Origin of the sequence: Mycolicibacter sinensis (assembly GCF_001673565.1) — a bacterium.
GTDB classification, from domain to species: domain Bacteria; phylum Actinomycetota; class Actinomycetes; order Mycobacteriales; family Mycobacteriaceae; genus Mycobacterium; species Mycobacterium sinense_C.
Genome location: NZ_LZMF01000141.1, coordinates 14,600 through 28,012 on the forward strand (window position 1 = coordinate 14,600; position 13,413 = coordinate 28,012).

Sequence of the window (13,413 nt, forward strand, 5' to 3'; positions counted from 1 at the left end):
CTTTTCTCAATGCAGTTGGGCGCGACCGCGTTCCAGCACGGCCTGGCGGTTGGCGGCGACATCATCGCCGCTGACCCGGTTCATCCACTGTTTGGCCGCGGTCGCCTCCATCCACAACCCGGTGGCGGTCTGCGACTCGTCGATGCGGTGATAGGAGGCCAGCAGCGCCCGCACCGCGGCCTGGTTGTTGCCGACGATCGCCGCAGCCGCAGCGCGCGCCGTGGGCAGCAGTTCGGCGTGCGGCACCACCTCGGTGACCAGGCCTGCTCGCAGCGCATCGGCCGCCGACAGGTAATCACCGGTCAGGCTCATCCGGCGGGCCAAGCCCACGCCGACCCGTTGCGGCAGTCGCACGCTCATACCCCAGGTTGGCATCAGCCCGACTCGGGCATGGGTGTCGGCGAACCGAGCCTGTTCCGAGGCGATCAGGATGTCGCAGTACAACGCCAACTCCAGACCGCCCGTCACCGCGGCACCGTTGATCGCGCCGATCACCGGCTTGGTCAGCGCCGGCCACTTCGGTGAGATATCCGGCAGCGCAGCTGAATCGCTGAACTCCTTGAGGTCCAGTCCGGCGCAGAACACCGGGTCGGCGCCGGTGAGGATCACCACGTCGACATCGTCGTCGGCATCGGCCTCGGCCAGTGCGGTGAAGGTGGCGTCACGCAACGCAGTCGACAGCGCATTGCGGGCTTGTGGGCGGTTGAGGGTCAGGGTGCGGATCCGGTCCTCGGTTCCGACCAGCAGGATGTCATCGGTCACCGCACCACCGTAGGCCGCGGCCTTAGCGCCGGGACCGAAGGGTGCGGATGATTTGTGCGGACAAGTCCGGGTCGCAGAGCAGTTGGTCGATCAGGGCGGTCATGACCTCCTGCCCGGTGATGCGGGCGCAACCCACCCGGTCGGCGGCGTCGCGCTGCCAGAGGTCGAGCGCACGGTGCTGGGCCGGTGACAAGTCGACGGTTCGGCGCGTCCGGGTCTGACGGAGCGGGATCGGTTCGGTGGGCTTCATGCCCGGCTCACGGGCCGGGCCCCAGTCGGCTGTTCGCTGAACGCCGACACTGCGCTTATCGAGTGGGTCGTTGGCAGCGCTCATTGGGTGACCTTCGGTTGCGGTGGGGCCTCACTACCTGCCGCCAGCGTAGCCCGGTAGCTGACTGGGCGTCGCGGAGCGGATCAACTCGACGTTTCCTATTTGATGCGGCCAACGGACTTCGATATCCCTGCCGGAATTATTCTGATTCGCCTATATAAGACATTTGTGCGGCACTGATCACGTCATATTTTCAGGAAATAAGGAAGCTCGTGAATCAGTGCTTCAGTACGTCAGTACATACTTGTTGACCTGCTATGGCCGCTCAATCGTAACGGTTTTCGGCTCGGATGCCCAATTATATGCAAGGCGGAAAAACATTTACTGCCTCCCTGTTTGAGACGCGGTCACGGTGCTAGCATCCGAATATCGCAGAGAATTGACCACAGGCCAGGAATGAAGGAGGATCTGATGTCGATTTCACTGAATTCGCGCCGCCGCGTGGCGGCCGGAGCGATCGGCGTCGGCATGTTCGCCGGCGCGCTGTTGGCCGGTGCTGCGGGCTCGGCGCAGGCCGCCCCGGAGGGGTTCTCGGCGTCACCGCCGGCGACGGTCCAGATGGCCGACGCTCCGGCTGTGCTCGGCGGCCAGCTGCAATCTGTCGGCCCCACGATGCTGGCCGGCGACTGGCACGCCGGGCCGATGCCTCAATGGTGGGGGCATCACTGGTGGCACCATCACCACTTCTGGCACCACTGGTGGTGGTGGTGGTGACCGCGGTCGAGCCGGAACCTGACCGCGGGCGGCGCGCTGTTGGCCGCCGCGGGCTGGCGGTGGTGGCGGCACTCGGCGCGGGGGCAGCCCTCGCCGGGTGCGGCCCCGGCGCCGAGCCGGATTCGGCTACCCCTCGACCGGCCGCTGCCGAACAAGCGGCGCGGTATGACATCTCGCGGGTGGACGCCGTCAAGGACGACTTTCCAGCGGGCTTCACCGCGGCGGCGCACCCGGCCAAGACGCTGGGGGAGCAGGACATCGCCGGGTCGGGTGTCGCCGCGTTCACCGACGCCCGGGTCGATCCGCCGCAGTGCCGTTCGGTGGTCATCCCGCGGTATGCCGATCCGACGGTGGGCACCCAAGCCGCCGGTGTGATCGCCCAGGGGGATCAGGGCAACATGTACGTCGTTGCCCTGCGGTCACCGAACCCGGTTGCGGCCGGGGATGATCCGGCAGGCTGCGATCGGATCTCGCTGTCCGGCTCGCCGCAGGCGACCGGGACCGTCGAGCGCCTTCCGGGACCCGGCATCGCCGGTGCCACCACAACCGGGGCCAAGCTGACCGTCGAGGATCCCCAGGAAGATCCCGACTACCTGTACACCGCGGCACTCGACGACCGAACGTCGATCGTCGTGATGGGCAGTGCGGACGCCCAGTTGGATCCGCAGCGGCTGATGTCGGACCTACTGGTCAAGGCCGTCGCCGCGGTCCGCGGGCAGCAGCAGTCGTGATCGGCCGAAACGCAGCGTGTGTGTCGCCGGTTGCACCCGCGTGGCGCTGATCGGCGCTTCACCGGTGCCCGGGTTCGCCGCGTAGCGGGGGTGGTTTCCGCCGCCGATCAGCACCCGGATCCGGGAGCCGGCGGGGAAACGGCGCGCCAGGGCGTCCAACTCGATGCGCACCGGCCCGGTGTGCTGCCGCAGCCGTCGGTAGCCGTCGGTGACATTGACCGAGCGGCCGCGCGCGTCGAGCTCGCTGACCCGGACGAACAGGTCGACGTGGCCGGTGTCGGAGCTGTGGTCCAGCTCCAGCACCGGGACACCGCACACGTCCAAGTCTTCGGTCAACGCGGCGCTGGTGAAGCTGAGCATGTCGGCGCGCCGGTGCAGCCGGCTGTCGTTGCGGTAACCGCCGGCTGCGGACAGCAGTCGCCCGCCGATCGTCGGGGGCGGATCGCGGGGATCGAAGCGGAAAGTGGCCGGCGGGGCGGCCGCATCCGGTGCGGTGGCCGCGAGTGTGCCACCGGGCTGCAGATACCAGGGGCACGCGGCGTCGGCCGGCGCCCAATCCGACCGGTCTTCCCAGCCCCGACCGGCCGTGAAGATCCGGACCCGGCTCGGCCGCGGCGTCGTGGTCGAGCCGCGCAGATGGGTGTCCAGCCACTGCAAAGACTCGGCGGTGACCAATCCCAGGCCGGCGGTCAGCATTTGGTTGTGCGTCCAGGGCCCGATGGTCATCGCGACCTCGGCGCCCCGGTCGCGCAACGCCCGGTACTGGGCCAGCGTCTGATCCAGGAACAGGTCTTGCCAGCCGCCGAGCAGCAGCACCGGAACCCGTGATTGCTCCAGCGCCGCGGGGTGGCGCAGCACATCCCAGAACGGGTCGTCGGCGTCGGGGTGTTCGACCCACGACTCATACCAGGCCGAGCCGTCGCCCAGCAGTTTCCGGCCGGCCGCACCCAACGGCCGGCCGGCCGCGGCGCGCTTCACCTTGCGCTGGGCGGTCAGCTGGTGGACACCGGCCCGGATCCGCGGGCGGTCTTCCTGGTGGGCCATCAAGTGGCTCCAGCCCAGGAAGTCATTGAGCGCGAACGACCCGGCGCCCCAGGTGGACTGGTAGAGATCGTGCGGCCCGACGGTGATGACCGAGGCCGCCAGCTCCGGTGGCGGATCGGCCAGCAATGCCCACTGGGTGAAGCCGAGATATGACAGCCCGATGGTGCCGAACGAACCGGTGAACCACGGCTGGGTGCGCAGCCACGCCACGGTGTCTGCGCCGTCGGCGGCCTCGTTGACCATGGGCTCGAACACTCCCGCCGACCCGAAGGTGCCGCGGACACTCTGCAGGATCACCCGGTAGCCGCGGGCGGCGTACATCCGCCCGAACACCAGCGCGAACGGAAAGCCTCGGCCGTACGGGCAGCGAACCAGCAGGGTGCCGCCCACCTCGCCGGTCGGTTGGTAGTGGTCGGCCGTCAGGGCGACACCGTCGCGCATTTCGATGCGCTCCCGGCGCACGGTGTAGCCGGTGGTGGGCGCGGGCAGCCGACGTAGCGCCCGGTTCAATACGACATCGGCGAGGCGCGGGGCAGTCTTCACCAAGGGATCAGTATTTGTAGTGCGGCGCCAGCTGGTGGGCGCGCATCAGGTTCTCGGTGGGGCAGTCCACGTCCGGGCTGGAGTAGACCGGCGAGTAGTACAGCGACTGCTGGATCACGCCGTAGCTGGTCTTGAACGCCACCATGCACGAGTACCACCAGCGGTTGTTCCACTCGGTGGGCTTCATCACCCAGTACTGCGCCGCACGGTGCCCGCCGATGTTCATCTCGATCGCGTCGGCCGGCAACGTCTCGTCGTAGCTGCGCCACACGAACGTCTCGACGGCCATTTGGTAATTGCCGGCATCGAACTCGCAGCGCACCCCCTCGACCGGCTTGGGCGGGGTGAACGCCAGCCCCAGTTGGGCGATGACGTCGAAGGGGATGTCCTCGCAGGCGTCGAACGGCCGCGGGTTGGTGAGGTTGACCGGTTTGCTCGAGGTGGGCGGTGGCGCCAGCGGCATCGCGGTGGAGCGCAGCTGCACCCCGCCTTCGCCCGAGACGCTGCCGGGAGGGGATTGCTGCCCCACCATGACGACGGCCATCACCAGCGCGCTGACCGCGGTGATCAGCCGCAGTTTGGTGAGCATGACACTCCTCGCTTCCGCCCGGTGTTCTGCCGGGAGTGTACAAGTTGTGGCGCCGGCCACTCCCACGAAGGCGAGAACACGTTCCAGTTCGCCGGACCCGTTAGGCTCGAACCCCGTGACCACCCGTGAGCCGACGGCCTCGCACGGCCCGACCCTGTGGGCGATCTCCGATCTCCATACCGGCCACATGGGCAACAAGCCGGTTACCGAGTCGCTGCATCCGGCCACCGGTGACGACTGGCTGATCGTCGCGGGTGATGTCGCCGAGCGCACCGATGAGATCCGGTGGTCGCTGGACCTGTTGCGCAAGCGCTTCGCCAAGGTGATCTGGGTGCCCGGCAACCACGAGCTGTGGACCACGACCAAGGACCCGATGCAGATCTTCGGGCGCTCGCGCTATGACTACCTGGTCGACATGTGCGACCAGATGGGCGTCATCACCCCGGAGCACCCCTTCCCGGTCTGGACCGAGGAGGGCGGCCCGGCCACCATCGTGCCGATGTTCCTGCTGTACGACTACACGTTCCTGCCCGCCGGGGCGACCAGCAAGGCCGCGGGTCTGGCCCTCGCCCGGGAGAACAACGTGGTGTGCACCGACGAGTTCTTGTTGTCGCCCGAGCCGTACGGCACCCGCGACGCGTGGTGCCGTGACCGGGTGGCCGTCACCCGCAAGCGGCTCGAAGACCTGGACTGGATGACGCCGACCGTATTGGTCAACCACTTCCCGATGGTGCGCGAGCCCTGCGACGCGCTGTTCTACCCGGAGTTCTCGCTGTGGTGCGGCACCACCGAGACCGCCGACTGGCACACCCGCTACAACGCCACCTGCTCGGTCTACGGCCATCTGCACATCCCGCGCACCACCTTCTATGACGGGGTGCGCTTCGAAGAGGTTTCGGTGGGCTACCCACGGGAGTGGAAGCGACGCCCGCCGCACCGCTGGCTGCGGCAGGTACTGCCCGACCCGCAGTACCCGCCCGGCTATCTCAACGAGTTCGGTGGCCACTTCGCCATCACCGACGAGATGCGTGCGGCCAGCGCACAGTTCCGGGAACGCCTGCGGCAGCGGCAGTCCCGATGAGCAAGCTGCTGGACACGGTGCTGGATCCGGTGCCGGGGCATTCGCTGGCGTGGGCCGAACGCTACGACGACCCACCCGGATTGGCCCCGCTGCCCGAGGAAGAGCCGCTGGTGGCGCGTTCGGTCGCCAAGCGCCGCAACGAGTTCGTCACAGCGCGCTACTGCGCTCGGCTTGCGCTCGAGGAGCTGGGCCAGCCGCCGGTGCCGATCCTCAAGGGGGAGAAGGGCGAACCGTCCTGGCCCGACGGCGTAGTCGGCAGCCTGACCCATTGCGCGGGTTTCCGCGGCGCGGTGGTGGGTCGCAGCGCTGACGTGCGGTCGGTAGGCATCGACGCCGAGCCGCACGACGTGCTGCCCGACGGAGTGCTGAACGCGGTCAGCCTGCCGGCCGAGCGCGCCGAGCTGGCCGCGCTGTCAGACGGTCAGCACTGGGACCGGATCCTGTTCTGCGCCAAGGAAGCCACCTACAAGGCCTGGTTTCCGCTGACCAGGAGGTGGCTGGGCTTCGAGGACGCCCACATCAGTTTCACTGTGACCGGCGAGGCGTCCGGGGCATTCGTGTCTCGCATCCTGATCGACCCCGCAGCCCTGGCCGGGCCGCCACTGACCGAGCTGCGTGGCCGGTGGTCGGTGACAAACGGGCTGGTGCTGACGGCGATCGTGCTGTGAGCACACCGGTGCAGCCCGGCTTGGTGATCGTCGACAAGCCGGCCGGAATCACCAGCCACGACGTGGTTTCGCGGTGCCGCCGATTCTTCTCCACCCGCAAGGTCGGCCACGCCGGCACCCTGGACCCGATGGCCACCGGCGTGCTGGTGATCGGCATCGAACGAGCCACCAAGATTCTCGGCCTGCTCACCACGTCGGTGAAGTCCTATGCCGCCACCATCCGGCTGGGTCAGACCACCTCCACCGAGGATGCCGACGGCGAAGTGCTGCAGACTGTTTCAGCCACGCACCTCGCCGACTCCCAGATCGTCGACGCGGTTTCGGACCTGCGTGGGGATATCTTGCAGGTGCCCTCGGCGGTCAGCGCGATCAAAGTCGCCGGCAAGCGCTCCTATCAGCTGGCCCGGGAGGGTCGCGCCGTCGAACTGCCGGCCCGCCCGGTGCGCATCGATCGCTTCGAAGTCCTCGCGGTGCGCCGCACCGGGCAGTTCGTCGATCTGGACGTCGAGGTGGATTGTTCGGCGGGTACCTACATCCGGGCGCTGGCCCGCGATCTCGGCGGCGAGCTGGGGGTGGGCGGGCACTTGACCGCGCTGCGGCGTACCCGGGCCGGCAGCTTCGGCCTGGATCAAGCCCGCACCCTGGAGGAGCTGGGAGACGCCCCGCGGCTGAGCTACAGCCTGGATGAGGCCTGCCTGCAAACCTTTCCGCGCCGCGGCCTGACCGCCGACGAGTCACTCGACGCCAGCCACGGCCGGCCGCTGGCGCCCGCGGGCCTCGACGGCGTCTATGCGGCTACCGCCCCGGATGGGCGGGTGATCGCGCTGCTGGAGGATTCCGGGCGGCGGACCAGATCGGTGGTCGTCATTCGCCCGGCAACGCTTTAAACCGTCTCGACGACCTGCTGCAGGAACCGGGCCAGCTGCGCCCGGGCCCGGGCGTCCTCGGGAAGCGGCTGCATCAGACAAACCTGCCAATATGAACGTAACTCCGCCTCGCGTCGCTGCCGCAGGTATCGTTGAGCGGCTGATGGCGGGAAGGGGAGCGAGATGGCGACCGGTGTCGACGAGCAGCGCGGGCGGCGCACCCAAGCGCAGCGCAGTGCCGCGATGCGGGTCCGGCTGCTCGATGCCACCATCGACTGCCTGGTGACCTACGGCTACGCCGGCACCACCACACCGCGCATCGCCGAACTGGCCGGTGTCACCCGAGGCGCCCAGGTCCACCATTTCCGGTCGAAAGAAGACCTTGTCGTGGCCGCGGTGGAACACCTGGCGCAGCAGCGCACCCAAGCCGCCATCCGCGAACTCGGTCAGGTCGACTCGATCCCCGATCCCGTCACGACAGCCCTGGATTTCCTCTGGGAATCGCATCAGGGGCCGATGTTCATTGCGACCGTGGAACTTTGGGTGGCCGCCCGCACCGACCGGATGCTGGCCCGGCACATCGAACGAGTGGAACCCGTCGTCAACGGCACCCTCATCGCGGCGATCGCCCAGTTGATGCCCGGGCATCCCGCCCAGAAGGAGATCCGCAACGTCGTCTACACCGCGATGGATGCGTTGCGGGGCATCCTGGTGTCAAGCTTCATCGACGACGATCCGCAACGTGCCCGGCGGCGCTGGGAGCGGGCCTGTGTGCACTTGCGCCAGGTCGCCGCCGGCGTCTTCCCGCAAGCCGACTGATCGCACCGGGCCGGCGAGTCGCTGCGCAGGCCGTTCCGGGCGTCTCTGCACCCTCTTGTAAAGATGCAATCAGGTCTGTATGTTTCTAGCCACCTGGTGGATGCGGAGGAGAACCATGGCGAACAAGGTGTATGTGATCGGCGTCGGGATGACGAAGTTCGAGAAGCCGGGCCGGCGCCACAACGACGACGGGTCGGCGTGGGACTACCCGGACATGGCCCGCGAATCCGGCACCAAGGCGCTGGCCGATGCCGGGATCGACTATCGCGAGGTGGAGCAGGGCTACGTCGGTTACGTCTACGGTGAGTCCACCTCCGGGCAGCGGGCGCTGTACGAGCTGGGCCTGACCGGGATCCCGGTCGTCAATGTCAACAACAACTGTTCGACCGGTTCGACCGCGCTCTATCTCGCCGCCCAGGCGATCCGGGGCGGGCTGGCCGACTGCACCATCGCGCTGGGCTTCGAGAAGATGAAGCCCGGCTCGCTGGAGTCCACCTACGACGACCGTGCCCAGCCGATGGAAAAGCATGTGCTGGCGCTGGCCGAGATCTCCGAGGTGCTGTTTCCGGTGGCGCCGTGGATGTTCGGCGCCGCCGGCCGCGAACACATCAAGCAATACGGTTGCACCGCCGAGCATTTCGCCAAGATCGGTTACAAGAACCACAAGCATTCGGTGAACAACCCCTACGCCCAGTTCCAGGACGAGTACACCCTCGACGACATCCTGGGTTCCCGAATGATCTATGACCCGCTGACCAAGCTGCAGTGCTCGCCGACCTCGGACGGCTCGGGGGCGGCGATCCTGGCCAGTGAGGCGTTCGTCGATAAGCACGGACTGGCCGGGCAGGCCGTCGAGATCGTCGGGCAGGCGATGACCACCGACTTCGCCTCCACCTTCGACGGCACCGCCAAGAACCTGATCGGCTATGACATGAATGTGCAAGCCGCCCAACGGGTCTACGACCAGTCCGGGCTCGGGCCGCAAGACTTTCAGGTCATCGAGCTGCACGACTGCTTCTCGGCCAACGAGCTGCTGCTCTACGAGGCGCTGGGCCTCTGCCCCGAAGGCGAAGCCCCCAAGCTGATCGACAACGGCGACACCACCTACGGCGGTCGCTGGGTGGTCAACCCCTCCGGCGGGCTGATCTCCAAGGGCCACCCGCTGGGTGCCACCGGCTTGGCGCAGTGCTCCGAGCTGACCTGGCAACTGCGGGGCACCGCCGACAAACGACAGGTCGACGGCGTCACCGCCGCTCTACAGCACAACATCGGGCTCGGCGGCGCCGCCGTGGTCACCGCCTACCAGCGCGCCGAGCGCTGAATCGAAGGAGAAAGCATGGGACACATCGAGGCCACCAAACAACTGGCGGTCGGCCCGGAAGCACTGTGGAACACCGTCTGCGATCTGTCCAGCTGGGACAAGTGGTTCACCATTCACGAAAAGTGGCTCGCCGAGCCGCCCGCCACGCTGACACCGGGTGCGACGTTGACCGCCAAGATCGTCATGCTCGGCATGGCCAACAAGATCGAGTGGACGGTCGATAAGGTCTCCGAAAAGGGGAGCGCCGGAAGCAGCCTGACCCTGTCCGGCACCGGGATGGCCGGGGTCAAATGCCGGTTCGAGTTCTCGGTGACACCGTCCGGAGACGGTGCGCAGTTCAGTGTCGCCGGCGATTTCGAGGGTGCGCTGATCAAGGGTGCGCTGGGCAAGGCGGTCGAAAAGGACGGCGCCAAACAACTCGACAAGACCCTCGCGCAGCTCGAGGCGCTGGCCGCGTCGGCGGTCTGAGGCGGCCTGGGATGTCTGACGATCTGGCATTCGACGATGCCGGGCTGGACAAGTGGAGTGACGAGGACCGCTTCGAAGTCACCCGGGAGCGGATCGTCGAGTACGCCGAAGCGACCAACGATCCGATCGCCGCGCACCGCAGCGGCGACCTCGCACCGCCGGTGTTTGGGATCGTGCCGGTGTTCGAGTCGCTGCTGGTTCCCGCTGTCGAGGTGGCACCGGTCGAGCTGATCCCCCGGGTGGTGCACGGCGAGCAGGACTTCCATTTCCACCGGCCCATCCGACCGGGAGACAAGCTGGTCTCCCGCGGCAAGATGATCGGCTACGAAGGACTGGAGAAGGGCACCCGCGCGGCGATCCTGCTCGAATGCCGCACCGAGGAAGGCGAACTGGTCAACGAGCAATACGTGACCTGTTTCTTCCGCGGACACAATGCGGGCAAACGGATCGGCGAACTGGGACCCGGGCACAAGTTCGATGACGCACTGCGGCAGCGGGCTCCGATCGGCAAGGTCGTCGGCCACGTCGACACCGACCAGACGTTCCGCTACGCCCCGGCATCCGGCGATCCGATGCCGATCCACCTCGATGAGGACGTCGCCAAGTCGGCCGGCTTGCCGGGCATCATCGCCCACGGGCTGTGCACCATGGCGTTCGCCTCCTGGGCGGTGCTCACCGAGGCCGCCGACTCCGACGTCACGCGCCTGCGGCGGCTCGCGGTGCGGTTCTCCAAGATGGTGCTGCCCGGCGACGACTTGGAGACCCGGATCTGGAAGGCCGATTCGACCGAGGGCGCAACGACATACGCGTTCGAGACCGCGCGGGTAGGCGCCGACGAAATGGCGATCACCGACGGCTTGGCCGTCATCACCGACAGCTAGGAGACTTTGATGGGCGCATTGGAAGGCCGGGTCGCGGTGATCACCGGCGCCGGACGCGGGATCGGGCGCGAACACGCCCTGCTGTTCGCCGCCGAAGGGGCCGCCGTGGTGGTCAACGACCTGGGCGGGAGCAACGCCGGAGAGGGCGCCGACACCACCACCGCTGCGCAGGTGGTCGAGGAGATCGTGGCCGCCGGCGGGCGGGCGGTGGCCAACACCGACAACGTCGCCGATTGGTCGTGCGCGAAAGGCGTTGTCGAGCAGGCGATCGACGAGTTCGGCCGGCTGGATGTGCTGGTCAACAACGCCGGAATTCTGCGGGACTCGTTCATTCCGGGCATGGAGGAGTCGCAGTGGGATGCGGTGATCGCGGTGCACCTCAAGGGGCATTTCGCGATGCTGCATCACGCCGCGGCGTACTGGAAGGCGCAGTCCAAGGCCGGTGACCAGCCCAACGCCGCCGTGATCAACACCGCCTCCGGGTCCGGAGTCACACTGCCCAATCCCGGTCAGGCGAACTACGGCGCGGCCAAGGCGGGCATCGCCGCGCTGACCCTGATCGCTGCCGAAGAACTGGACCGCTACGGGGTGCGGGTAAACGCCATTGCCCCGATCGCGCGTACCCGCCTGACCCTGGCCACTCCGGGCATGGGTGCGCTGATGGCCGAGCCGGAGGACGGGGAGCTGGACTTGTTCAGCCCGGCCAACATCTCCCCATTGGTGGCCTATCTGGCCACCGACAAGTGTCCGGTCACCGGCACGGTGTACGCGGTGCAGGGCGGCGCCATCTCGCGGCTGGCCGGCTGGCACGACGTCGAGACCATCGAGACCGACGGCATCTGGCAGATCGACGACATCGCGGCACGGCTGCCGCACTGATCCTTGGGAGAACACCGATGTTCGAGTGGTCCGACACCGACCTGATCATGCGCGACACGGTGCGGGGGTTCATCGACAAAGAGATCCGCCCGCACCTGGATGCGCTGGAAAGCGGTGAGCTGTCACCGTATCCGATCGCCCGCAAATTGTTCAGCGAGTTCGGCCTGGACGTGCTGGCCGGCGAAACGGTCAAGAACATGCTGGAAAAGCAGCGCGCCGCAACAGACGCACCGGCGGCCGACCGCGAGTCATCCGGCGGCCTGGGCGATTTGGGCGGCCAGCTATCCATGGCGGCGGTGATGGTCGCGGAGCTGTCCGGGGTCAGCATCGGGCTGCTGAGCACCGTCGGCGTCAGCCTGGGATTGGGGGCGGCCACCATCGCCAGCCGCGGCACCCTGGCGCAGAAGGAGCGCTGGCTGCCCGACCTGATGACGCTGGACAAGATCGCATGCTGGGCCATCACCGAGCCGGACGCCGGCTCGGATGCCTTCGGCGGGATGAAGACGTACGTCAAACGCGATGGAACCGACTACATCCTCAACGGGCAGAAGACGTTCATCACCAACGGGCCCTATGCCGATGTGCTGATCGTCTACGCCAAGCTGGACGACGGCTCGGGTGCCGATCGACGGGATCGTCCGGTGCTGACCTTCGTGCTCGACGCCGGGATGCCGGGACTGACCCAGGGCAAGCCGTTCAAGAAGATGGGCATGATGTCCTCACCGACCGGTGAGTTGTTCTTCGACAACGTGCGCATCACCGGCGACCGGTTGCTCGGGGAGACCGAGCAGCACACCGGTGGCGACGGGCGGGAAAGCGCCCGGGCCAATTTCGTCGCCGAACGCGCGGGCGTGGCGCTGATGTCGCTGGGCATCATCGACGAATGTCACCGGCTGTGCGTCGATTACGCCAAGAACCGCACGCTGTGGGGACAGAACATCGGTGCGTTCCAGTTGATCCAGCTCAAGCTCGCCAAAATGGAGGTGGCCCGGATCAACGTGCAGAACATGGTGTTTTCGACGTTGGAGAAAGTGCGGGCCGGCAAGATCCCGTCGCTGGCCGAGGCGTCGGCGATGAAGCTGTACTCCTCGGAGGCGGCCACCGAGGTGGCGATGGACGCGGTGCAACTGTTCGGCGGCAACGGCTACATGGCCGAATACCGGGTCGAGCAATTGGCCCGCGACGCCAAGTCGCTGATGATCTACGCCGGAAGCAACGAGGTCCAGGTCACCCACATCGCCAAGGGCCTGCTGAGCGGCTGATCCGGCGTGATCCGGGGGCTCAGGTGTACAACGTTTCGAATCGCTTGATCGAACTCTCGATGTCGCCCTTGACGGCGCGAGCGGCAGCCGCCCCGATCGGGCCGAACAGCGGACGGCCGCCCATGTCCAGCCGCAGCGTGAAACGCGAGCCCGCGCCGGCCGGGGAGATCGCCAGTGACAGACCGTATTTGGTGCCGCCCACCCCGTCACCGGTGAGTTCCAGCAGCGCCGGCGGATCGAACTTGCGGACCGTCCAGGTGACCCGGTTGCGCATGCCCTTGGCCCCGGCGACCCCGACCAGCGTCGTTCCGACGGCGAGTTCGTCGGGCAACTCGCAGCGCCAGCCCTGGTGCATCGACAGCCAGTCGCCGAGTTCACTGAGGTTGGACGCGTGGGCCCAGGCTTGCTCGGGCGGCAGTGACAGCTCGCGGGACAGTTCGAGTTTGGCCATCCA

Annotated in this window: 16 protein-coding genes; 11 read left to right on the plus strand and 5 right to left on the minus strand. The window is 67.5% G+C overall.

The window, feature by feature from the left end; all coding sequences use genetic code 11:
- Positions 1-6: 6 nt before the first annotated feature.
- Together A5648_RS20790 and A5648_RS20795 are read right to left on the minus strand one after the other, a co-directional pair.
- Positions 7-762: an enoyl-CoA hydratase gene (locus A5648_RS20790; protein WP_065026374.1), complete on the minus strand. Its 756-nt coding sequence runs from the start codon at positions 760-762 to the stop codon at positions 7-9.
- A 22-nt stretch (positions 763-784) separates the two neighbouring features.
- A complete protein-coding gene (locus A5648_RS20795) occupies positions 785-1,096 on the minus strand; it encodes a hypothetical protein (protein ID WP_065026375.1) in 312 nt (103 codons plus the stop codon).
- Positions 1,097-1,504: 408 nt separating this feature from the next.
- On the opposite strand from A5648_RS20795, the gene A5648_RS20800 reads away from it, so the two are divergent.
- Together A5648_RS20800 and A5648_RS20805 are read left to right on the plus strand one after the other, a co-directional pair.
- On the plus strand, positions 1,505-1,807 hold the full coding sequence (locus A5648_RS20800; RefSeq protein ID WP_131810605.1) for a hypothetical protein: 303 nt from the start codon (positions 1,505-1,507) through the stop codon (positions 1,805-1,807).
- Positions 1,762-2,538 (plus strand): DUF5642 family protein, encoded by a 777-nt coding sequence (locus A5648_RS20805; RefSeq protein WP_234787506.1) that lies wholly within the window; start codon positions 1,762-1,764, stop codon positions 2,536-2,538. The genes A5648_RS20800 and A5648_RS20805 overlap by 46 nt, the downstream gene beginning before the upstream one ends.
- On the opposite strand, the gene A5648_RS20810 is transcribed toward A5648_RS20805, so the two are convergent.
- Together A5648_RS20810 and A5648_RS20815 are read right to left on the minus strand one after the other, a co-directional pair.
- Positions 2,491-4,125 carry a CocE/NonD family hydrolase gene (locus A5648_RS20810; protein WP_065026377.1) on the minus strand — a complete coding sequence of 545 codons (1,635 nt, stop codon included), beginning with the start codon at positions 4,123-4,125 and terminating at the stop codon, positions 2,491-2,493. The genes A5648_RS20805 and A5648_RS20810 overlap by 48 nt on opposite strands.
- A gap of 7 nt (positions 4,126-4,132) precedes the next feature.
- Positions 4,133-4,714 carry a DUF3558 family protein gene (locus A5648_RS20815; RefSeq protein WP_065026378.1) on the minus strand — a complete coding sequence of 194 codons (582 nt, stop codon included), beginning with the start codon at positions 4,712-4,714 and terminating at the stop codon, positions 4,133-4,135.
- 115 nt (positions 4,715-4,829) lie between these two features.
- On the opposite strand from A5648_RS20815, the gene A5648_RS20820 reads away from it, so the two are divergent.
- The 9 genes from A5648_RS20820 to A5648_RS20860 all read left to right on the plus strand — a co-directional run bounded on the left by A5648_RS20820 (position 4,830) and on the right by A5648_RS20860 (position 12,959).
- Positions 4,830-5,795, plus strand: coding sequence for a metallophosphoesterase family protein (locus A5648_RS20820; protein WP_065026379.1), 966 nt, complete (start codon positions 4,830-4,832; stop codon positions 5,793-5,795).
- Complete coding sequence (gene pptT, locus A5648_RS20825) at positions 5,792-6,463, plus strand: 4'-phosphopantetheinyl transferase PptT (RefSeq protein WP_065026380.1); 672 nt, start codon at positions 5,792-5,794, stop codon at positions 6,461-6,463. Before A5648_RS20820 ends, pptT begins: the two co-directional genes overlap by 4 nt.
- Complete coding sequence (gene truB / locus A5648_RS20830) at positions 6,460-7,350, plus strand: tRNA pseudouridine(55) synthase TruB (protein WP_109470875.1); 891 nt, start codon at positions 6,460-6,462, stop codon at positions 7,348-7,350. The genes pptT and truB overlap by 4 nt, the downstream gene beginning before the upstream one ends.
- A 162-nt stretch (positions 7,351-7,512) precedes the next feature.
- The gene (locus A5648_RS20835; protein WP_065026381.1) at positions 7,513-8,148 is read left to right on the plus strand and encodes a TetR/AcrR family transcriptional regulator; all 636 of its coding nucleotides are present in this window, start codon (positions 7,513-7,515) and stop codon (positions 8,146-8,148) included.
- A 115-nt stretch (positions 8,149-8,263) separates the two neighbouring features.
- Complete coding sequence (locus A5648_RS20840) at positions 8,264-9,469, plus strand: lipid-transfer protein (RefSeq protein WP_065026382.1); 1,206 nt, start codon at positions 8,264-8,266, stop codon at positions 9,467-9,469.
- A 15-nt stretch (positions 9,470-9,484) separates the two neighbouring features.
- The gene (locus A5648_RS20845) at positions 9,485-9,937 is read left to right on the plus strand and encodes a type II toxin-antitoxin system Rv0910 family toxin (RefSeq protein ID WP_065026383.1); all 453 of its coding nucleotides are present in this window, start codon (positions 9,485-9,487) and stop codon (positions 9,935-9,937) included.
- An 11-nt stretch (positions 9,938-9,948) separates the two neighbouring features.
- The gene (locus A5648_RS20850; protein WP_065026384.1) at positions 9,949-10,818 is read left to right on the plus strand and encodes a MaoC/PaaZ C-terminal domain-containing protein; all 870 of its coding nucleotides are present in this window, start codon (positions 9,949-9,951) and stop codon (positions 10,816-10,818) included.
- Between the two features lie 9 nt (positions 10,819-10,827).
- The gene (locus A5648_RS20855; RefSeq protein ID WP_065026385.1) at positions 10,828-11,697 is read left to right on the plus strand and encodes an SDR family oxidoreductase; all 870 of its coding nucleotides are present in this window, start codon (positions 10,828-10,830) and stop codon (positions 11,695-11,697) included.
- A 17-nt stretch (positions 11,698-11,714) separates the two neighbouring features.
- A complete protein-coding gene (locus A5648_RS20860) occupies positions 11,715-12,959 on the plus strand; it encodes an acyl-CoA dehydrogenase family protein (protein ID WP_065026386.1) in 1,245 nt (414 codons plus the stop codon).
- A gap of 19 nt (positions 12,960-12,978) precedes the next feature.
- Here A5648_RS20860 and A5648_RS20865 read toward each other — a convergent pair whose 3' ends face one another.
- On the minus strand, positions 12,979-13,410 hold the full coding sequence (locus A5648_RS20865) for a type II toxin-antitoxin system Rv0910 family toxin (RefSeq protein WP_065026387.1): 432 nt from the start codon (positions 13,408-13,410) through the stop codon (positions 12,979-12,981).
- Positions 13,411-13,413 lie beyond the last annotated feature (3 nt).

What these genes read in the sequence shown, in the direction of transcription:
- A5648_RS20860 (WP_065026386.1), top strand. Translation starts at nt 11,715, where the DNA reads ATGTTCGAGTGGTCCGACACCGACCTGATCATGCGCGACACGGTGCGG.
- A5648_RS20800 (WP_131810605.1), top strand. Translation starts at nt 1,505, where the DNA reads ATGTCGATTTCACTGAATTCGCGCCGCCGCGTGGCGGCCGGAGCGATC.
- A5648_RS20845 (WP_065026383.1), top strand. Translation starts at nt 9,485, where the DNA reads ATGGGACACATCGAGGCCACCAAACAACTGGCGGTCGGCCCGGAAGCA.
- pptT (WP_065026380.1), top strand. Translation starts at nt 5,792, where the DNA reads ATGAGCAAGCTGCTGGACACGGTGCTGGATCCGGTGCCGGGGCATTCG.
- A5648_RS20840 (WP_065026382.1), top strand. Translation starts at nt 8,264, where the DNA reads ATGGCGAACAAGGTGTATGTGATCGGCGTCGGGATGACGAAGTTCGAG.
- A5648_RS20835 (WP_065026381.1), top strand. Translation starts at nt 7,513, where the DNA reads ATGGCGACCGGTGTCGACGAGCAGCGCGGGCGGCGCACCCAAGCGCAG.
- A5648_RS20795 (WP_065026375.1), bottom strand. Translation starts at nt 1,096, where the DNA reads ATGAGCGCTGCCAACGACCCACTCGATAAGCGCAGTGTCGGCGTTCAG.
- A5648_RS20815 (WP_065026378.1), bottom strand. Translation starts at nt 4,714, where the DNA reads ATGCTCACCAAACTGCGGCTGATCACCGCGGTCAGCGCGCTGGTGATG.
- A5648_RS20850 (WP_065026384.1), top strand. Translation starts at nt 9,949, where the DNA reads ATGTCTGACGATCTGGCATTCGACGATGCCGGGCTGGACAAGTGGAGT.
- A5648_RS20865 (WP_065026387.1), bottom strand. Translation starts at nt 13,410, where the DNA reads ATGGCCAAACTCGAACTGTCCCGCGAGCTGTCACTGCCGCCCGAGCAA.
- A5648_RS20855 (WP_065026385.1), top strand. Translation starts at nt 10,828, where the DNA reads ATGGGCGCATTGGAAGGCCGGGTCGCGGTGATCACCGGCGCCGGACGC.